At 43.9% G+C, this 20197-nt stretch carries 21 protein-coding genes and 1 pseudogene; 17 read left to right on the forward strand and 5 right to left on the reverse strand.

Annotation, left to right across the window (positions count from 1 at the left end):
* Positions 1-729, forward strand: a complete 729-nt coding sequence (locus tag ABTV53_RS08615) for a stalk domain-containing protein (protein WP_433752325.1) — start codon at positions 1-3, stop codon at positions 727-729.
* A 200-nt stretch (positions 730-929) separates the two neighbouring features.
* Positions 930-1196, forward strand: a complete 267-nt coding sequence (locus tag ABTV53_RS08620; protein WP_433752327.1) for a hypothetical protein — start codon at positions 930-932, stop codon at positions 1194-1196.
* A gap of 155 nt (positions 1197-1351) precedes the next feature.
* Here ABTV53_RS08620 and ABTV53_RS08625 read toward each other — a convergent pair whose 3' ends face one another.
* Positions 1352-1495, reverse strand: a complete 144-nt coding sequence (locus tag ABTV53_RS08625) for a hypothetical protein (RefSeq protein WP_433752329.1) — start codon at positions 1493-1495, stop codon at positions 1352-1354.
* Positions 1496-1698: 203 nt separating this feature from the next.
* Between ABTV53_RS08625 and ABTV53_RS08630 the strand changes: the two genes are divergently transcribed.
* From ABTV53_RS08630 to ABTV53_RS08645, 4 genes and pseudogenes are all read left to right on the forward strand, one after another.
* A complete protein-coding gene (locus ABTV53_RS08630; RefSeq protein WP_433752331.1) occupies positions 1699-2499 on the forward strand; it encodes a hypothetical protein in 801 nt (266 codons plus the stop codon).
* Positions 2500-2625: 126 nt separating this feature from the next.
* On the forward strand, positions 2626-2811 hold the full coding sequence (locus tag ABTV53_RS08635; RefSeq protein WP_338593242.1) for a hypothetical protein: 186 nt from the start codon (positions 2626-2628) through the stop codon (positions 2809-2811).
* 98 nt (positions 2812-2909) lie between these two features.
* Positions 2910-4025, forward strand: coding sequence for a tyrosine-type recombinase/integrase (locus tag ABTV53_RS08640; protein WP_433752333.1), 1116 nt, complete (start codon positions 2910-2912; stop codon positions 4023-4025).
* A 67-nt stretch (positions 4026-4092) separates the two neighbouring features.
* Positions 4093-4293 (forward strand): annotated as a pseudogene (locus ABTV53_RS08645) (YunC family protein); the annotation flags it as partial.
* Positions 4294-4417: 124 nt separating this feature from the next.
* Here ABTV53_RS08645 and mtnA read toward each other — a convergent pair.
* Both mtnA and mtnK read right to left on the reverse strand, forming a co-directional pair.
* The gene (mtnA, locus tag ABTV53_RS08650) at positions 4418-5491 is read right to left on the reverse strand and encodes an S-methyl-5-thioribose-1-phosphate isomerase (protein ID WP_433752334.1); all 1074 of its coding nucleotides are present in this window, start codon (positions 5489-5491) and stop codon (positions 4418-4420) included.
* Between the two features lie 23 nt (positions 5492-5514).
* Positions 5515-6732 carry an S-methyl-5-thioribose kinase gene (gene mtnK, locus ABTV53_RS08655; protein ID WP_433752335.1) on the reverse strand — a complete coding sequence of 406 codons (1218 nt, stop codon included), beginning with the start codon at positions 6730-6732 and terminating at the stop codon, positions 5515-5517.
* A 299-nt stretch (positions 6733-7031) separates the two neighbouring features.
* Between mtnK and ABTV53_RS08660 the strand changes: the two genes are divergently transcribed.
* The 10 genes from ABTV53_RS08660 (at position 7032) to ABTV53_RS08705 (ending at position 16585) form a co-directional block, all read left to right on the forward strand.
* A complete protein-coding gene (locus tag ABTV53_RS08660) occupies positions 7032-7493 on the forward strand; it encodes a Dps family protein (protein WP_433752337.1) in 462 nt (153 codons plus the stop codon).
* A gap of 125 nt (positions 7494-7618) precedes the next feature.
* Complete coding sequence (locus ABTV53_RS08665) at positions 7619-8194, forward strand: DUF1802 family protein (RefSeq protein ID WP_017689541.1); 576 nt, start codon at positions 7619-7621, stop codon at positions 8192-8194.
* Positions 8195-8563: 369 nt separating this feature from the next.
* Positions 8564-9346 carry a Fe-S cluster assembly ATPase SufC gene (gene sufC, locus ABTV53_RS08670; protein ID WP_433752339.1) on the forward strand — a complete coding sequence of 261 codons (783 nt, stop codon included), beginning with the start codon at positions 8564-8566 and terminating at the stop codon, positions 9344-9346.
* A gap of 25 nt (positions 9347-9371) precedes the next feature.
* Entirely contained in the window at positions 9372-10676 is a 1305-nt protein-coding gene (gene sufD, locus ABTV53_RS08675; protein WP_433752341.1) for a Fe-S cluster assembly protein SufD, read from the forward strand.
* On the forward strand, positions 10673-11893 hold the full coding sequence (locus tag ABTV53_RS08680) for a cysteine desulfurase (RefSeq protein WP_017689538.1): 1221 nt from the start codon (positions 10673-10675) through the stop codon (positions 11891-11893). Before sufD ends, ABTV53_RS08680 begins: the two co-directional genes overlap by 4 nt.
* Positions 11883-12314 carry a Fe-S cluster assembly sulfur transfer protein SufU gene (gene sufU, locus ABTV53_RS08685; RefSeq protein WP_017689537.1) on the forward strand — a complete coding sequence of 144 codons (432 nt, stop codon included), beginning with the start codon at positions 11883-11885 and terminating at the stop codon, positions 12312-12314. Before ABTV53_RS08680 ends, sufU begins: the two co-directional genes overlap by 11 nt.
* Positions 12315-12334: 20 nt before the next feature.
* Entirely contained in the window at positions 12335-13732 is a 1398-nt protein-coding gene (gene sufB, locus ABTV53_RS08690; RefSeq protein ID WP_062833527.1) for a Fe-S cluster assembly protein SufB, read from the forward strand.
* 280 nt (positions 13733-14012) lie between these two features.
* On the forward strand, positions 14013-15365 hold the full coding sequence (locus ABTV53_RS08695; RefSeq protein ID WP_433752343.1) for a jacalin-like lectin: 1353 nt from the start codon (positions 14013-14015) through the stop codon (positions 15363-15365).
* 209 nt (positions 15366-15574) lie between these two features.
* Complete coding sequence (locus ABTV53_RS08700) at positions 15575-16318, forward strand: M23 family metallopeptidase (protein WP_433752345.1); 744 nt, start codon at positions 15575-15577, stop codon at positions 16316-16318.
* 126 nt (positions 16319-16444) lie between these two features.
* Entirely contained in the window at positions 16445-16585 is a 141-nt protein-coding gene (locus tag ABTV53_RS08705; RefSeq protein WP_017689533.1) for a hypothetical protein, read from the forward strand.
* A gap of 116 nt (positions 16586-16701) precedes the next feature.
* Here ABTV53_RS08705 and ABTV53_RS08710 read toward each other — a convergent pair whose 3' ends face one another.
* Together ABTV53_RS08710 and ABTV53_RS08715 are read right to left on the reverse strand one after the other, a co-directional pair.
* Positions 16702-17751, reverse strand: a complete 1050-nt coding sequence (locus ABTV53_RS08710; RefSeq protein WP_433752347.1) for an HD-GYP domain-containing protein — start codon at positions 17749-17751, stop codon at positions 16702-16704.
* A gap of 124 nt (positions 17752-17875) precedes the next feature.
* On the reverse strand, positions 17876-18622 hold the full coding sequence (locus ABTV53_RS08715; protein ID WP_433752348.1) for a molybdenum cofactor biosynthesis protein: 747 nt from the start codon (positions 18620-18622) through the stop codon (positions 17876-17878).
* 120 nt (positions 18623-18742) lie between these two features.
* Here ABTV53_RS08715 and ABTV53_RS08720 point away from each other — a divergent pair, with 120 nt between their 5' ends.
* Positions 18743-20173 (forward strand): bifunctional metallophosphatase/5'-nucleotidase, encoded by a 1431-nt coding sequence (locus ABTV53_RS08720; protein ID WP_433752350.1) that lies wholly within the window; start codon positions 18743-18745, stop codon positions 20171-20173.
* The last annotated feature ends 24 nt before the right edge of the window (positions 20174-20197 follow it).

Below are 20197 nucleotides of genomic sequence, written 5' to 3' on the forward strand. Positions count from 1 at the left end.
ATGAAGAAACTAGCGTCAAAATTACCTACATTCATGCTTGGAGCTGTGGTAGGGGTAACCCTAACAGCAGGCACAGCAGTAGGGGCAGCTACATACCTTAAAGCAACTCAATCTAATGTAAAACTAGTAGTTGACGGATCTCAAGCTAAACTTTCCGAATCACCACTGAACGTAAATGGTCGGCTGTATCTGCCTGTGCGTGACACTGCTAATGCTCTTGGCTATTCTGTTGAATCAGTAACAAGCTCCCAGGTGTCCTTGAAAGAAGGAGTAACGACTAGCAACATAACAACAAACAATGGTTCAACTGGAACCACCACCATTCCTAACACCAGTACAACAGCAAGTAAAAAGGTGAAGAATTTGAAAGAAACTTATAGCATAGACGGAAAATTGGATGCTACAAAAATTCGTACAGCCCTAAACAATGGGACACTTGATGTGAACGCACAGGATAGTGACTCTGGGAAAACGTTGTTAATCTTCGTAATCGAAGAGGACAATTATGAAGCGTTTAAAGCAATTAATCGTAATGCCCTCGATCCCGATGTTCAAGACAATAAGGGGAAAACAGCGCTGATGTTCAGTATTTTGGAAAAAAGCAAATTTTATTTTGGTGAAATCATTGATATGAAACCTGATATCACGATTAGCGATGAAGAGGGAAAAAAAGCAATTGATTACGCAGAACAGGGTTCATATGAACAACGTTATCTGAAATTTATTTAAAAGAAAGGAAGATTTATATAGCTAAAGTAGCATTACAAGGTTCACGTTTAACGGATTCCAATAAAAGTGGTCACGTTTCATACGTTGAACGTTATATGTATGGACGCGATGAAGACGGCTTTCCCCTATACAGTACAACTACTCACACTACTGGAGCTAAAGTTATTGGTGCTATAGCTTCAAACAGTAACAAATTTACAGTGAATAGTGTTCCTGTTGCATGTGTGGGCGACGCTACGACAGAACAATGGATAGCTGATCCATCCCCTTCACCTAAGAATAGTGGCGGTTCAATCATTTCTATTAGTCCTGGTACAAGTGGAAGTGGACAGGGACGAATTACAACAGGCAATGGTGCAAGGGTAACACTGAACGGTAAATTAATTGCTGTACAAGGATCGACCATTCAGACCCATTTGGGAAGTGACACTACCATTGAAGAAGGGGATAGGTCAATCAATATGTAATCAATAGGGTTGGGCGAGAAATTAGCCTGATCCTATATTCTAACCTTTAAGATATTGAATTCAAGGGGTGTGGACAGTAGTGGCAAGTGGACTTCATTGTTATAAAAGTTTGCTCGAAATAAAGAATTTAAAGGTTCTGCATAGATTAGAGGGGATTATTCCCCCTCGTTCAATAACTGTCCAAAACGGGTAGATTCAACTTCAAAGCCTCTCTCGATCCATTTAGTCAGAAATTTCTCAGTACATTCAATACGAACATCATTTTCTTTGTTAAATAATTGGTAAATTTCCTGTTCCATTCTCATCATCCTCCTTAGCCATAAGTGAAGTATAGATTATATTTGTTGAACCATACAAATTTCAATTAGTGAGAAAAATGAAGAAAAAAATGCTGGCGACATATGAAATCGTTGGATTGTAATGTTCAAATCAATCTTATTTATGGTTTGACAAGATTAATTGAGTTAAAGTTGGTATTTCATTTGGAAGGAAGAGAGCATAGTTGGCAAAACGTCTCGTTACAGAGGAAGTATTAGAAGATTGGATTAATACATATGGAGATCAAAATTACGTTGATTATAAGTTACGCGCACTGGCATTTGCAGAAAAATGTTATGGAGAAGGTATAATTGCCGAAAATGAGAAATTCAGTGCATTTCTACTCCATGGCAGTCTCTATAGTCGAATAACTAATTGTAAATATAATTCAGGTATGTACAAGTATGTTAAGTGTGAATGGGAAGATGAAGAGGAAACTTTTTTAGCTGTCCTACATAAAAAGCAAGAATTTTGGTTGTCGTGGAAGGTTCACACGGAAGAGTACATGAAAAATGATTACAAACATTCTTTCAGGCCAACTATAGACAGGATTAATGAAAAAGAGGGATATAGCTTAGACAATATACAAGTATTGACGAATGCAAGTAATTGCGCTAAAGCAACTAGTTTTCCTCACTATCTATTTACTGTAGTAAATACTACTGAGCCAACAAAACAGCAAACTTTTCGACGATTTGATTCGAAGGGTGCGGCATTTAAACATATAGGCTTACCCTATTCAAAGTCTGACACAGGAAGATTCCATCAGGTAGGTAACTGTCTTTATTTACTACAAACGGAAGATGTCACTTTAGGAAGAACACAATTAGAAGAATATGAAAACCCTGAAGACCTAAGCTATACGGGATCTTTCTCAATAACTACAGAGCATCCACATGGTGGAACAATAACTATCCATAGAAATTTCACTTATGAAAGAATGGCGATTATTTTAAAGCAAGATCAACAAATAGTACATAGTTAAAGTAGATAGAAGATACGAAGTTAGATTAGATTTTTAAAACGATCTTAATAGCTACATTTGAAAGTATACATAAGAATTTAAACAGTAATAAGACAAGTTAATACATACATAGGAGTTAACGAGGTGATGAGTGTGAAGACACCCAATGAAAAAGAATTGTTATGTACAAAGGACATTATGTTGCGACTGAAATTAGGGAGAAATGCGGCTAGAGAAGTAATGGGAAAATTGAATCCAATTCAAATTGGTAAACGATCGTACGTTCCTAGCCAAGTCCTAGAAGAATGGATTAAAACAGCAAAAGTCAATTAACTGAAAATGGAGCCAGTAATGTGATAAAGTTAAGTAACAGTCACTTGCTTGGCTCCATTTTCTTATAACGTCACTATAAGAAAATAGGAGGTATCGGAATGGCATCTGTAAAGAAAAACAAGGACACAAAGAAGTGGTATTTCGTCTTTGATTACTATGAACCCACAGGGAAAAGAAGGCAAATTAAGCGAGAAGGATTTGATTCAAAGCGTGAAGCTGATCTAATCATGTCAAAATTACAACAAGAAATCGAGAACGGTGAATTTGTGAAGAATGATAGCTCTACATTAGGTAGCTTTGCACTTTATTGGCTAGAAAATATCCGGAAGTTGGAGTGTAGTGAAGTAACATTTTACAATGACCGTCTATATTATAAGAATCACATCAAAGATTCAATTGGTCTGGTTAAACTACAAAAACTTGATATGAAAACATGTCAACAGTTTGTTACCAATTTGCACTCTAAGGGGTTCGCAAGAAATACTATTGAAAGAATAACAACATTGGTTAAACGGGTGCTGGATAAAGCTATTGAGTATGGATTATGTAAATCAAATCCAATGAGGAAGTCAACTTTACCCAAAAAAATTAAGAATGAAGTTAACATCTGGTCAATTGATCAGGTAAATCAATTCCTTGAAGCAAACAAGAACCGAAGATACTTTTGTGTTTATGCATTGGCGCTTTTGACTGGCATGAGACAAGGAGAGATTCTAGGACTCAGATGGAAAGACATTGATTATGACAACAAGGTTTTATACGTCAATCAAACTTTATCGAATTATGGAAAAACTCTAAAGTCAGGAGCTAAAACTTATGCAGGAGTTCGTAGAATATCTATTCCAAATCAATTGGTTGAAGTCCTCAGAACACAACAAGAAAAGTATGATGCTTTGAAAAGTAAACTGGGCAGAGAGTTTCTTGATCTCGATTTGGTTATATTCAATTTGAAAAATGGCGGTACTGTTTTTCCGAGTAATATGATGAAAATCTATCCCAAAGATGTTAAAAGAGCAGATCTTCCACATATAAGATTTCATGATTTGCGACATACACATGCAACCTTACTATTGTCTAAGGATATCAATGTTAAGGTGATTTCCGAACGATTAGGACACAGTAAGATTTCAGTTACGTTGGACACATACAGTCATGTGATACCAAGCATGCAACAAGAAGTTACAGACACTTTAGAAGAAATCGTATTTCTGTGACGCATCTGTGACGACTGGCATACTGAGAGCTTAAAAACCGTTGATAAACCAAGGTATTTTGAACTTTTATATCATGTGCGGAGCACTCGATGTGGGATTACTTAATGAGAAGCTCGGGGATCGCAAAATTATTGCGGCTCGGGCGGTTGGTGTGCGTACACTGGAGCAGTTGCTGCATGCACCTATGGAGTCGGTGACAACAGAAGCCGAGGCCATGGGCATTACCGTTGGCATGACGGGTGTAGAGGCTTTGTTGAAAATGATCTAATCACTAACAAAAGGGCTCCCCGCAAGGGAAGCCCTTCTGTAGCCTTGTAATTCAGAGCCTAGTGTACGTCGTTTGTAGGTCCAACGCTATACACGACACTCTCTTCTTGAATGCTCTCATTAAATTAAGCTTCTTCCTTTGCGAACAGGGTAGCCAGATTTTCTTGGAAAGGAGCGCGAACAACGCCTTTTTCCGTGATGATCGCTGTTACATATTCGTTAGGCGTTACATCAAATGCTGGATTGAATACTTTAACACCTTGCGGTGCTGTACGTTTGCCAAATCCTTCGGTCACTTCCTCCGCAGCACGTTCCTCAATCGGAATAAGATCTCCGGATGGAGTAGACAAGTCGATGGTCGACAATGGGCTGGCTACATAGAAAGGAATATTGTGAGCCTTGGCAAGCACGGCCAAGCTGTATGTTCCGATCTTGTTAGCTACGTCACCGTTCGCTGCAACCCGGTCTGTTCCGACGATAACGGCTTGAATCCAACCTTTGGACATGACCATGCCTGCCATATTATCACAGAGCAGCGTAACGTCAATGCCGGCTTGCTGAAGCTCAAATGCAGTCAGGCGTGCACCTTGAAGTACAGGACGAGTCTCGTCTGCAAATACTTTCAGGTGGATACCGCGTTCCTGCGCGAGATACATTGGAGCGGTTGCCGTACCGTATTTCGCTGTAGCCAGTCCGCCTGCATTACAGTGGGTGAGTACACCCATACCATCCTCGAACAAAGGCAGTGCATTCTCGCCGATCATGCGGCATACTTCTTCGTCTTCCTTCTGAATCAACAGAGCTTCTACTTCAAGAGCATCATTGCCCTCATCCAGGTTCAAGCCGGATTCAACGACCTCATTTGCTCTTTGCATCATGCGATCCAGTGCCCAGAACAAGTTCACCGCTGTTGGTCGGGAAGTAGCCAGATGAGCACATATGGATTTTACGTGATCCAACCAACCTTGAACGGTTGTTCCGTCATATGATTTGGCACCCAATACAACACCAAATGCAGCAGCAATACCAATCGCCGGAGCACCGCGTACTTTCATGGAGTGGATGGATTCCCATACTTCCTCGGGTGTATACAGTTTCAACATGAGGATCGTTTCGGGCAGCAGACGCTGGTCAAGCATTTCAAGCTTGTCCTTTTTCCAGATGAGAGAGGACAGAGGCTGATAATCAGGGGTTGTCATGGGTGGTTCCTCCGTTCCTTATGTTAAGCCTTAGTCGTAGTAACAGCTGTGGATACAATATCCAGTACTTCGCCGATGGTATTCAAGCGACGGTTGTTCTTGATCAATGCTTTACCAATGGACAATGCTTTACGCTGAGCATGTTCACGTTCAGTCGCATTTGGAATGGTATCAATATCCGCCACGTGAGCGAGTCCCACGATACGACGAACCATTTTGGCACCTGCAAAGCCGATCGAATCTCTGAACAATTGTTGCACATATAGATCCTGATACCCCGACGTTTTTGCCATCGGATCAACGAGGTCATTAACCCAGAGGGCACGGAAACGAGATTCGAATTCAGTCCATACATCACGAACCATATTCAGCAAAAGCGTTTCACGCTCACGCAAAGCAGTCTCATCTTGAATCCATCCTGGCAGGGATGCGTAATTCAAGAGCAGGTTCGCAAGGACTGCACCAACATCGAATCCCATGGGGCCGTAATATGCAAATTCGGGATCAATGACCTTGGTTGATTCAGGTGTAACAAAAATACTGCCTGTATGCAGATCTCCATGAAGCAGTGCCTGCCCATGTGTCAGAAATTTTTCACGCAGCAAGGCCACTTCAAGATGAAGCTCCCCATCCGTGCGAAGGGCTTCAGCTTCATCTTCGATGGAAGCATCATAATTATTTTTTTCAGCGATCCGGTAGGGTTCATCAAAGATGAGATCTTCCGTTATCTTGCATTGGTCCGGATTAATGAATCTGCCCTGTTGTTCCTTCTTCAATTGCTGATCCATGCCCAAGTCGGATGTGAAGAACAGCGTTCTTGCCATGAATTCCCCAATATGCTGGGCAAAAAGAGGATAGGTAACACCTTCGATCAGGCCTTTGCGCATGATCACATGATCACTCAGATCTTCCATAACCGTTAATGCGAGATCATCATCGTAATGATACACTTCAGGTACCATCCCTGGACACAGACGATACTCTTCCTGAAGAATTTCACGTTCAATGCGGGCACGTACGAGAGAAAGTGGCCATGATTCGCCAACCACTTTCGCATAAGGAAGCGCCTGTTTGATAATGATACTTTTATCGGAGTTCTGATCCGTGATGTGGAAAACCAAATTCAGATTGCCGTCGCCGATCTCGTGACAATCCAGATTCGCATCTGCCGCAAATGGACCCGGTAATGTTTTGGCCAGTTCAATTGCATCCTGGGGGGTAAACGGGCGATATTGGGACAAAGGTGCCACCTCCATATATATGAAGAAACAGGAAAACCCACTTCTTTGCTTGGTATATGTCAGTATATCGGAAAAAGCGCGGTTTTTGAACTTTTTTTTGAGACAAGCTGAGTTGATTCTGATTCGAACTTCCTGTTAAAGGGTAAAAACAAATAGGCCGGACAGTTGATAGAAACGCTGTTCAAGAGCCTCTCCGCTACCAAGTGGTGACACATTGTTAACTCTCTGTTATGTACTGCAGGACAACCTGCTTATTGCGGCATGACAGACTAAATTTTAAATAAAAGGATGGGATTAATATGGCTACAAAAAACAAAACAGATCAAGCGAAATCAGTGGAACAAGTACTTAATCGTCAGGTGGCTAACCTGAACGTATTGTATGTCAAAATTCATAACTATCACTGGTACGTTAAAGGACCTAACTTCTTCACGCTGCATGTGAAATTCGAAGAGTTCTACAACGAAGTTACCGTACAAATGGATGAAATCGCGGAGCGTATTCTTACGCTCAAAGGTAGCCCGGCGGCTACAATGAAAGAGTATCTGGAGCTTTCCTCTATCCAGGAAGCAGCTGGTGGCGAAGATGCGAAGACAATGGTGCAAAACCTGATTGAGGACTTCGCTACACTTTCGAATGAATATCAGGAAGGTATTGATGTTGCAGAAGCAGCTGAAGATCAACCGACTTCCGATATGCTGACAGGTTTTAAGGCTGACCTTGAGAAACACATGTGGATGCTTCGCTCTTTCCTGGGTTAATACGCCCAAGTTTTAATCTGATCTAAGTATGTTTCTTGCGTAAGCTTTCTGATCCCCGATCATGTTGTCAGAAACGCCTTGAGCGTCTATACTGCTGACAAGAACGATAGGGGAGGGAACCGATTATGTTAGAACCAACGATACCGGCTTTAAAAGAATGGGCTTCTGCAATCAAGGCATTGGAAACGGGTCGCCAAATTATGGTGATGCGCAAAGGTGGCATTGTAGAAGAAACCCGACATTTTGAGCTGAAAAGTCCGGCGTTTTACCTGTATCCGACTTATGAACATCAGCGTAAAGAACTGATTAAGTCCTCGGATCAATCCTATGTTGAAGAATCACTGGCCGAATGGGTGCCCGAAGCTTCGACAATCCGTATTACTGCATATGCCGAAGTAACACAGGATCTGGAGATACGAGATCAGGAGATGCTGGATCGACTTCTTGACTTTCATATGTGGACAGCGGATTTTGCCGAAGACCGTTTGAAATGGAAACGGAAAGATCCGCTCCATGTATTGATTTTACGTGTGTACCTTTTGAAAGAACCGATGGAAATCCCAGTACTGCCTGAGTATAATGGTTGTCGTTCATGGATTTCTATTCCGAATGGTCCGGTGCCGCGCGAAATGACGCCGGTGGTGGACGTTGCGGATTTTGACGAACAGGTACAGAAGATTAACGAGATGCTCAAATTGTAATATTATTAATGAAGGGGCTTGTCCATAATATGGATAAGTCCTTTTTTTAGATTAGTGTAGCTGTCACGATAAAAGCTTGATTTTCTGTGATTTTTCTCACTGTCCATCTCGGCGGGAGATGTTTTCTCATTTGATTCAATCTGGTATTTATTATAGAATCAGAAAGAATAATGTTTCCTGCAAGGAATACACACTCTGAGGAAATAGCTTGATTATCATTGAGAATCAGTTTAGAATTATTCTAAAGTGTTCTTCCTTTACAGAATCAAGTACAGGAGAAATTCAGGGGAAGCCCTGTTCAGATATAATAGGCGCTTTTTCGTTTTCGACAGCAAACATCAATTTAATCAATGGAGGGAAACAATACACATGACTACGAATTTCGTCATTGAAGGTCTGAAAGCGACGATCGAAGGTAAGGAAATCCTGAAAGGTATCAACCTGGAAATGAAAGGTGGAGAAATCCACGCAATCATGGGTCCTAACGGAACAGGTAAATCAACTCTGGCTTCTGCATTGATGGGCCACCCGAAATATGAAGTAACTGACGGTACAATTACACTTGATGGTGAAGATGTATTGGACATGGCAGTAGATGAGCGTGCACGTGCAGGTCTCTTTCTGGCTATGCAGTATCCAAGTGAAATTGCTGGTGTTACGAACTCTGACTTCCTGCGCAGTGCAATTAACGCGCGTCGCGGCGAAGGAAACGAGATCTCCCTGATCAAATTCATTCGTCAAATGGAAGGTAAAATGAAAGAACTCGACATGAACCCTGAGTTTGCTCACCGTTACCTGAATGAAGGTTTCTCCGGTGGTGAGAAAAAACGTAACGAGATTCTGCAAATGATGCTGCTTGATCCGAAAATCGTAGTACTTGATGAAATTGACTCCGGTCTGGACATCGATGCTTTGAAAATCGTGGCTGACGGTGTGAACGCTATGAAGAGCGAAGACCGTGGCTTCCTGATCATCACTCACTACCAACGTTTGTTGAACTACATTACGCCTGATTATGTTCACGTAATGATGCAAGGTCGTATCGTGAAATCCGGCGGACCTGAATTGGCTCACCGTCTGGAAGCGGAAGGGTATGACTGGGTAAAGGCAGAGCTGGGAATTACAGACGAAACTGTAGGCCAAGAAGCGTAAAGACAAAACGGAGGAGGATTAATTAATGACTACACAAACAATTCTTCCGGTTGAATCTGAAGCGCTTCGCGCCTTGTCGGAAAGCAACAATGAACCCGGCTGGTTGACCGAACAGCGGCTCGAAGCTTTAAAGCTTGCGAGCGGGCTTGCGCTTCCTAAACTGGAAAAACAAAAAATCGAACGCTGGAATGTCAGCGAGTACGGAACATATAAAACAAGTGAAGCTATTTCTTCTTTGACAGAAGTACCTGCTTCTATCAAAGAATTGGTTCAGGATCAAGCTGAAGGCAGTCTGGTTATCCAGCGTAATTCCGGTACGGTATACTCTAAAGTGTCTGCTGATCTGGCAGCAAAAGGAGTTATCTTCACGGATCTGGCTACAGCAGTTCGCGAACACGGCGATTTGGTAAAACCATATCTGAACACAGCAGTGAAAGCAGATGAGCATTCCCTTGCAGCGTTACATGCGGCACTTTGGAATGGCGGGGTCTTCCTGTATGTTCCGAAAAATGTCGAAATCGAAGTCCCCCTGCAAGCAGTGTTGCTTACCGATGATGCATCTGCAACGTTTGCACCTCACGTGCTTGTGATTGCAGAAGCAAACAGCTCAGTAACTTATGTGGATAACTATGTATCCGGCGAACTGTCCGCACCTGTTTTCCATAATGGTGTTGTGGAAGTATTCGCAAAATCCGGTGCTAAAGTACGTTTTGCATCGGTTCATCAACTGAGTGTGAATGTAACTGATGTTTCATTCCGTCGTGCAGTCTTGGAAAATGATGCTTCGATCGAGTGGATCGTTGGTGAAATGAACAATGGCGATACAGCAAGCAACACGATGACTGTGCTCAAAGGCAATGGATCAAGTTCCGACTCCAAAGTCATCGCTGTAGGTTCCGGTTCGCAGAAAATCAACTACACCACAGAAGCTCGTCACTTCGGTAAGAATACGCCAAGTCAGATGATTACACGTGCAGTTATGCGTGAAGAAGCTTCTGCAATCATCAACGGGATCACGAAGATTGAGAAAGGCGCTACCAAAGCCGATGGACAGCAGACAGAGAAAGTGTTGATGCTGAGCCCTAAAGCACGTGGAGACGCCAACCCAATCCTTCTGATTGATGAGGATGATGTAACAGCAGGTCACGCGGCTTCTGTAGGTCAAGTCAATGCCGAGCAGATTCATTACTTGATGTCGCGCGGAATTAACCGTACGGATGCCGAACGCCTGATCATCTATGGCTTCCTGGCTCCGGTGGTGGCGGATATTCCTTTGGAAGCACTGCGCACCCAATTGCAGTCTCTGATTGAGAAGAAGCTGGGACAATGAACCCATCCATTCGCGAGCAGTTCCCGATCCTCCACCAGGAAATTAACGGACACCCGCTCGTATATTTAGATAGTGCTGCAACTTCACAGAAGCCTCATGCTGTGATCGAAGCAGTCAAACATTATTATGAGTATGAGAACTCCAACGTACACCGCGGTGTTCATACCCTTGGAAGCCGTGCAACTGACGCCTACGAAGGCGCACGTGAGAAGGTAGCCAAGTTTATCAATGCCCGCCGTACACAGGAGATTATCTTTACCCGCGGGACAACGACAGCCCTGAATCTGGTGGCTTCATCATATGCCCGCGCCAATTGCAAAGAAGGCGATGAAATTGTTATCACGCAAATGGAGCACCATAGTAATCTGATTCCTTGGCAGCAAGTTGCCAAGGAGACAGGTGCAACATTGAAATACATTCCGCTTCAGCCTGACGGTCATATTGAATTGGCTGATGTCGAGAAGACGATTACGAACAATACTAAAATTGTAGCAATCGCTTATGTATCCAATGTTATGGGGCTGATCCATCCGGTGAAACAAATTGCTGAAATTGCACACCGCAATGGTGCTGTCATCGTTGTTGATGGCGCACAAAGCACACCTCACATGAAGGTGGACGTTCAGGATCTGGACTGTGATTTCTATGCATTATCCGGACATAAAATGTGCGGACCAACCGGAATCGGTGCACTCTACGGCAAAAAGGCGCTGCTGGAGTCCATGGAACCCATTGAGTTCGGTGGTGAAATGATTGATGATGTGGGTCTATACGAATCCAACTGGAAAGAGCTTCCCTGGAAGTTCGAAGGTGGAACCCCAATTATCGCGGGTGCGGTAGGGTTGGGAGCTGCCATTGATTTTCTGGAGCAGATTGGTATGGATGAGATTGCACATCATGAGAGTGTGCTGGCAGCTTATGCAACAGAACGACTGGCTGAGATCGATGGTTTAACCATCTACGGCCCAGCCAAGCGGCATGTGGGTGTCGTTACCTTTAATCTGGGGGATGTTCATCCGCATGATGTGGCAACTGTGCTGGATGCGAGTGGCGTAGCCATTCGTGCCGGACATCATTGCTGTCAACCGCTAATGCGCTGGCTTGAAGTTAGCTCAACAGCTCGTGCCAGCTTCTATCTATACAATAACGAACAAGATGTAGATCGGCTTGTCAGCGCCTTAATCCAGACAAAGGAGTATTTTGGCGATGCAACTTGATGATCTGTACAGACGTGTTATAATGGACCACTACAAAAACCCGCGTAACCGCGGAACATTTGATAATGACGCTGTCACGGTGAATTTGAACAATCCAACGTGCGGCGACCGGATTTCACTGCAAATTTTGCTGAAAGACGGAATCGTTCAGGAAGCCAAATATACGGGTGAAGGCTGCTCCATCAGCATGTCCTCTGCATCGATGATGACAGAGGCTGTCAAAGGCAAAACGATGGAGCAGGCACTCGATATCGCTAACCGTTTTTCCTCACTGATGAAAGGTGAAGAAGTCGATTTCGACGATTATGAAGATCTCGAAGCCCTATCCGGTGTGAACAAGTTCCCTGCACGCATCAAATGTGCCACTCTGGCCTGGAATGCATTACGCAAAGGGATTGACGAAGAGAACAAAGTACAATAACGATAGGGAGGTAGAGCAAGATGGCTAAAAAAGCACCAGAAATGGAAGAGTACAAATATGGTTTTCGCGACGAGCACAAATCCATCTTTCAAACCGGTAAAGGTCTGACTGCAGAAGTGGTTACCGAGATTTCGAAGATTAAGAATGAACCGGATTGGATGTTGGAATTCCGTTTGAAATCCTTGAAACAATTCGAAAAGATGCCAATGCCAAAATGGGGCGGAGATCTCGACGGATTGGATTTCAATGAAATTCAATATTATGTGCGTGCTTCTGAAAAACAAGGTAAAACATGGGAGGAAGTTCCTTCCGAAATCAAGGAAACCTTTGATAAATTGGGTATCCCTGAAGCAGAGCAAAAGTTCCTTGCAGGTGTATCGGCTCAGTATGAGTCCGAGGTTGTATACCACAACATGCAAAAGGAATTGGAAGACCAAGGTGTAATCTTCATGGATACGGACACGGCTCTCAGAGAGCATCCGGAAATCCTGCGTGAATATTTTGCAACAGTTATTCCGCCAGCAGATAACAAATTTGCTGCATTGAATAGTGCGGTATGGTCCGGAGGAAGCTTCATCTACGTGCCTAAGGGCGTTAAATGTGAAGTGCCTCTGCAAGCCTACTTCCGGATCAACTCCGAGAATATGGGACAATTCGAGCGTACACTCATCATTGCGGACGAAGACAGCTTTGTTCACTATGTAGAGGGCTGTACAGCTCCGATCTACAGTACGAACTCACTGCACAGTGCTGTTGTTGAGATCGTTTGTAAGAAAAATGCCCGTGTTCGTTATACAACGATTCAAAATTGGGCACCAAACATCTACAACCTCGTTACGAAACGTGCGGTTGCAGAAGAAAATGCAACGATGGAATGGGTCGATGGTAACATCGGTTCCAAACTTACGATGAAATATCCAGCAGTTGTACTGAAAGGCCGTGGAGCTAAAGGTTCCGTACTTTCCATCGCTGTTGCTGGTAAAAACCAGCACCAAGATGCAGGTGCGAAAATGATCCACTTGGCTCCGGATACAACATCTACAATCGTATCCAAATCCATCAGTAAACATGGTGGTAAAGTAACGTACCGTGGTTTGGCTTCCTTTGGACGTCAAGCGGAGGGCGCGAAATCCAACATCAAATGTGATACACTCATTCTCGATAATGAGTCCACGTCAGATACAATTCCTTACAATGAAATCATGAATGATAACATCATGCTGGAGCATGAAGCTACGGTATCCAAAGTGTCCGAGGATCAGCTCTTCTACCTGATGAGCCGCGGTCTGACTGATGCAGAAGCAACACAGATGATTATCATGGGCTTCATTGAGCCATTCACGAAGGAATTGCCAATGGAATACGCCGTTGAGATGAATAGATTGATCAAATTCGAAATGGAGGGCTCCATTGGTTAATCCAATGCAGCGCCTTTCAAAGTCGTGAAGCTGAACCTAGCTGCTGATGTTAAGCGGTAGCAAGGTTCAGGTCATCTCTTATGAATATAAGAAAGATCAAGGGAGTTAGTTCCTTGATCTTTTTTTGTTGTCCAAACAAGACGATGAGTGAGTGGGATGTGGATCAATTGGTCAGATATTTCTGATTGAATCATTAGATTATACAAATGAATAGAACAGATTTATTCTTCCATTAATGAATGTTACATATATTTGAATAGATTCTAATATGAGGAGGTATATGATGCGAAGAAGTATAGTTAAAAAGGGAGCAGCCTTGGTATTGTCTGCTATTGTTGCTTTTACGAGCTCTCCTTTATTTTTATCCTCGGTGAGTGCAGCAGAAGGTGGAACGGTATCCGGTTCATTCAACGTACTTAGTTATAATGTAGGTGGCCTCCCGGATCTGGTATCCAGTTCCAACCCTAGGGAGTACACTGTTCAGATATCTCCCAAATTAAATGACTATGACATCATTAATGTGCAAGAGGATTTTAATTATCATAATGAGTTGATATCCCAGGTCACCCTGCCGTATTTAACGACAACAAGCGGAATCGCGGGTTTTGGCAGTGGGTTGAACAGTCTGTCCAAATATCCATTCCGTGACTTGAAACGTATTACCTGGGATAAGCGATCGGGTCTTTTTGATAATGGTAGTGATGAATTGACTCCAAAAGGATTTACAGCAGCTACATATGAGATCGCACCTCAGGTGAAAGTGGACGTGTACAACTTGCACGCGGACGCAGGTAGCGATGATAAATCGCTTGAGGCCAGACGAGATAATATCAGACAACTCTCCAATTACATAAAGGAGAACTCGGACGGGAACGCGGTTATCGTATTGGGGGATACCAATACACGGTACACCCGTGCGGCTGACAATATCGAGTTGCTCATGTCTGAGAATGGATTAAGAGATCCGTGGATCGATTTGATTCGAGGTGGGAGTATTCCCGCTGATGGGGATGCGCTTATGGATGCAAGCAATATAAATGGACCAAACTATGAGATAGTCGACAAAATTTTGTATCGCGGAAGTAAAGCGTTGTCCCTGAATGCACAGAGCTATCGGTTAGAAAATCAAACGTTTGTTGACCCGAGTGGGAATCAACTCTCCGATCATTATCCGATTACAGCGGAATTTGTGTACAGCACATCTTCTCAGTACCAACTAAGTTCAACAATCGGAGGGTCCGGGGGAACTGGGTTTAATGATCTGAATCAAATTCCCGATGCCAGACCTAGCTCAGTGGTGCTTAACTCAGGCAACCGTGTAGATGGCATTTCAACGGTTTACAAGGATGGAACAAATCTGGCACATGGTGGTCAATCAAACATTGCTACACTTACCTTGGCAGACGGAGAGTACTTAACCCAGGCCACGATTGGTCAGGGGACACGAAATGGAGATAAACGGATTTTTTACGTGGAGTTATCGACCAATCTTGGAAATAAGATTGAAGGCGGACAAAAGACATCGGATCAAATTAAACTTGAGGCACCAGCAGGGTGGTATATAGCCGGATTTTATGGAAGAGCAGGACAGGAATTGGATCAGCTGGGGGTTATATACAGACCGTTGAATTAGAAGTGTGTAGTGGTTAAATTAAAAACATAGTATATGTAACTGATAGAGGAATCATATTAGCATAGCACGCCGCTTGGAGTGTACGTTGGAGAGACCATAAGGTTTCTCTGATGATATTCTGAGCGGTATTTTTGTGGAATAAAATAAGACCAATAGCACAAGCCATTTCATAGATTTAAGCATTTAATGATAGAAAAGGATGTGAGTGTATGAGCGTAAACCCTTTTGAGGGATATCGGATTACAAGTTCATTCGGCTATCGCATTCATCCTATTCATGGTGGACAGACATTTCACCGTGGAATTGATCTCGTGACAGAGCCCTGGAATGGCCCCGTATATGCCTTTATGGAAGGTAGGGTGCGTTTTGCTTCCGAAGGAGTTACAGGCTCTGGATTCGGCGGTTACGGGCTTACAGTTGCCATTCAAGATCATCGAGGCTACTTGCATTGTTATGCTCACCTTTCGCGAATTGCCGTAACCGTTGGGCAGCGGGTGAAGCGAGGCCAGCTTATCGGTAATCAGGGAAGCACGGGTCAGAGTACTGGCCCGCATGTACATTATGAGATTCGTAAAACAAGTGCACCATCTTACGGCTATACAGCCAGTGAAGACGGTGTGACGGAGCCGGGTGCATATCTGGAGGTCGAATACGGAACTGTATCTCAGGAACAGGAGGCTCTGCCGATGACCACTGAGCAGAAGAAAATATTTGAAGCCATGCAGAAAACGCTGGAGATTCAAGGGCAATGGATTCAGCAACATCGGCAACTTGCCAATATGGATTGTCCCACATGGGCACAGCAAGCGTTTGATTATTATCGACCGTTTATTATGAATGACAAAGGCAGTTATGAATTTTGGAGATTACTTGTTATCATGTACCGCAAGGAAAAAGGCATCCAGGTTCATTTGGATTCCGATATATATAACCCTGCAAAGAACAGGGAGTAGCAAAAGGCTGAGTCACTCAGGTAGATGCAGACATACAACCATTTATCGAATGTTGCCTGTTCGCCCGGTTCATTCCATCGGAAACGTCATATGTTAGGGTATACCTGATGAAGAGGAGGCAATCACATGAGCGAAGTAGGATATGGCTGTGGTGGCAACGTAGGCGGAGTAGGCGGCGTTGGTGGATACAATATGTTCACAAACACTGGTGCAATCTTGGTACTGTTCATTCTGTTGGTTATCATCACAAAAGCATTCTGCGTGTAATCCAACATGGTTGAATCGGAATAGACAAAAGGGAAGCCAATTGCGGCGTCCCTTTTGTCATATGAGTTGGTTATTTCAGTTAGGTTCTTCGTATACATGCTGTGTACAATGAACAGTTACTGTACATAGATCTCAACGATAGCAATATCTCTTTCTTTCGCTAAATCGATAAAGGCCGTAGAGGTCTGAACGAGTGGGCGGAAATAATCCGCAGGATTATTCATGACAATTAGTCCCGTCTGACCCGTGGTGAGCAGAACCCTTTTACCGATAAAATTAGGCAGCATGTGCTTGATCAGTTCCTGTGTTGCTTCAGCATTTAACTGACCGAAGCTGAGGCTGTACAGTTCACACAGAACAGAGATTAGTTCCTGTTTGGTCTGGTACACCCGATTCGTCGTCATGGCGCTGTAAACGTCTGCTACAGCAGTTATACGGGCATATGGGTGGATCTCGTCTCCTCGCAGTCCATGAGGATAACCACTTCCATCCTCGCGCTCATGATGCTGAAGTGCAACCGTTGCCAAAATTTCATCCTGCGTGGACTCCATAATGATATCGTACCCATAGAATGTGTGTTTCTTCATTTCGTCAAATTCTTCCGTGGTCAATTTACCAGGTTTATGTAACATTTCAGAAGGAATCTTGGACTTGCCGATATCATGAAGATATCCTGCTTTGGCTACCGTTAGACATTCCTCGGGGTTGTAACCCATCCAGCCGGCAATATAAAAAGCGAGCATTCCGACTTGCAAAGAATGGTTGTACGTATAATCGCTATCCCCGTCCAGCATAAGCAACAAGGAGACAACATCTTTTTGTTTTTCCAACTGTTCTGTTAGGGTAAACAAAATCTCATCGACCTGTGTCTCATCAATAAAACCCTTCTCCATCGCTTGTTGAAATAGAGATTCTGTACCTTTGATCGTATCGTTAAACAAGTTAGTTAACAGAGTGGTTTGATCGGAAGGTAAGGTTTGTGCATCAGAGTGTGGGTCGGATGTTGTATGTTCTACATCTGCGTAATCGATTCCATGTTGCAGCAGCTTGGACAGGTCATCTTCACTGAGGGTGGAACCTTTCATCAGGATGTGGAGACCCGAACTGTTGTATACATCATTTTTTAACAGGTCACCCGGTTTAAGATCAGTAACATGCACTCTCACGTATAAACCACCTTTTCTCGACTAATATCGACACATATGATTATAATAACAAGAAAAAAATGGGTTGACAACGACTTATTTACTATTAACCCACGCTGTCTAAAAAGGTGTAAAGGCTCATTATTCAGTTTTCCATGGGGTTCCATGGTCCTAATTGGTGTCCCTTCCATTCAGATCCATCTTCCCAGATTTCCTTTTTCCAGATCGGAACGGTCTGTTTGAGTCTCTCTATGGCGTAACGGCTTGCATCATAACAGTCGTTGCGATGAGGTGAGGAAACGGCAATGACTACACTAATCTCTGCCACATCCACTTTGCCAATTCGGTGACTGATCGCACATAACACACCAGGCCAGCGATCGGAGATTTCCACACCAATGGCTGCCAACTGAGAAAGAGCCATTGGCACATAGGCCTCGTATTCAAGATGGACGGTGCGCTGTTCACCGGTCATTTCACGAGTCGTACCTACAAAAGTAAGAGCTGCCCCGTGATTCGGGGTAATTACTAGCGCCGTTGTTGCTTCCACAGACAAGGTGGACTCTGTAATCAGAAATAAGCCATCTTCAGTCCGATGTTCAAGGGGAGTAGAGCGATGCTTCTCATCGGATATATCCGTACCGTCGCCTCCAGAGACGGGAGGAATCAACGCAAGTTCATCTTCTGAGTTAAGTATAGTATCGGCAGGAGCGTACTGCTGGTTAACGGCCAAAAAGGATGTTTTTATCTGAGAAGCTGCTTCCGGGTAGGCCAGACTAAGTTTTTCTTTTAAATCGGCGGCGGTTGGAATGTCTCCAATGTACTCAAACTCCAGAAGGGATGTATTTAAACGTTCTGCAATGCCTGCGAATAGTTGAATTGTCAATTTCATAGATAGGACTCACCTCTTTTTGATCTCTAAACCCTTTAAATATATCATAACGACGCGGAAAATGTTATGCTTATCCATTAGAAGAATGAACGTTTATTGAAGAGCAGGGGAGGCGGTGTGATGAGCACCAGGGAGAAGCAAACGTTAACGATTCTGCACACCAATGACATTCATAGCCACTTCGGCTCCATGAGCACCATCGCCGCTATGATCAATGAGGAACGTGGACAAGGTGGCAACTTCCTTGTATTGGATATCGGCGATCATATGGACCGGATGGCCGTAGAAACCGAGGGTTCACTGGGTACGGCTAATGTTGATGTAATTAACCTGACGGGTTACGATGCCATTACAATTGGTAACAACGAAGGACTGACATTTACGCCAGATCAGCTCTCGCAAACCTATGCTGGACTGATGTGTCCTGTGGTATGCGGCAATGTTGCAGAGCAAGATACGGGTCTTCCGCCAGTGTGGATGAAACCTTCTCTGATTGTGGAGAAAGGTCCATTTCGCGTTGGTCTTCTGGGGGCAACGGCCCCTTTTACAACGTTTTACGAATTGCTCGGGTGGGATGTTCTGGACCCTGTGGATTCACTAAGAGCTCAGGTGGAAGCATTGCGTGATGAAGTGGATGTGGTGGTGGTTCTTTCACATCTGGGACTTTCGACAGATCGGAGACTGGCGGAGCAGATTACTGGCATTGATGTTATTCTCGGTGGACATACCCATCATGTTCTCGAAGAACCCTTAGTCATTGGTCAGACCGTGCTGGGCGCAGCTGGGAAATTTGGACAATGGCTTGGGAAAGTGGTTCTGGAACGAACAAGTGTGGGAGAACCTCTCCAACTAATAAGTAGCGGTTGTGTGGCTGCCAAGAGTATATTACTGGACGATCAGGTCGCGCTTGCAATCGCTACGAATCGTATGGAAGCCGAAAGGACACTCAATCAGACGGCAGTGATAACCGATCGGGTGCTGCCCATCGCGTATGATCAGGAATCCCCGTTTGCAACATTGCTTGCACAAGCTGTTCGCCATTTCACGGGGGCACAGCTGTCTCTGGTGAATTCAGGTCAGCTTCTCGGAGAGCTTCCACAAGGTAATATTACAAAAGGAATGTTGCATTCCCTATGTCCATCTCCTATAAATACTTGTACAATATCCTTGAGTGGAAGTCATATTCGTGAAGCACTTGAGCAGTCCTTGTTGGACGAGTTTTCAGGTAAGCCCATTGTGGGATTTGGTTTTCGTGGTCATATTCTAGGCACGTTATGTATGGACGGAATGGAAGTTGAGTACAATCCAGATGCGCCAGCCTATGAGAAGATCCAGACCGTATCCATCAACGGGGAGCCTATGGACGAACAACGTGAGTATAACGTTGGGACACTGGACATGTTTACGTTCAATGTAGGGTATCCTCCTCTTGCGCATGGAACCCGTACGCTCTATCATCTTCCGGAATTCATACGTGATTTGCTGGAAACGGAAATAAAACGACCAGGGGCTCTGGACGACAGCCTGCGAGCCCGCTGGCATCAAAGCTAAATTAAAAGTACTTGCCTTCTGCTG

Source organism: Paenibacillus amylolyticus, from assembly GCF_050990605.1.
GTDB classification, from domain to species: Bacteria; Bacillota; Bacilli; order Paenibacillales; family Paenibacillaceae; genus Paenibacillus; species Paenibacillus amylolyticus_H.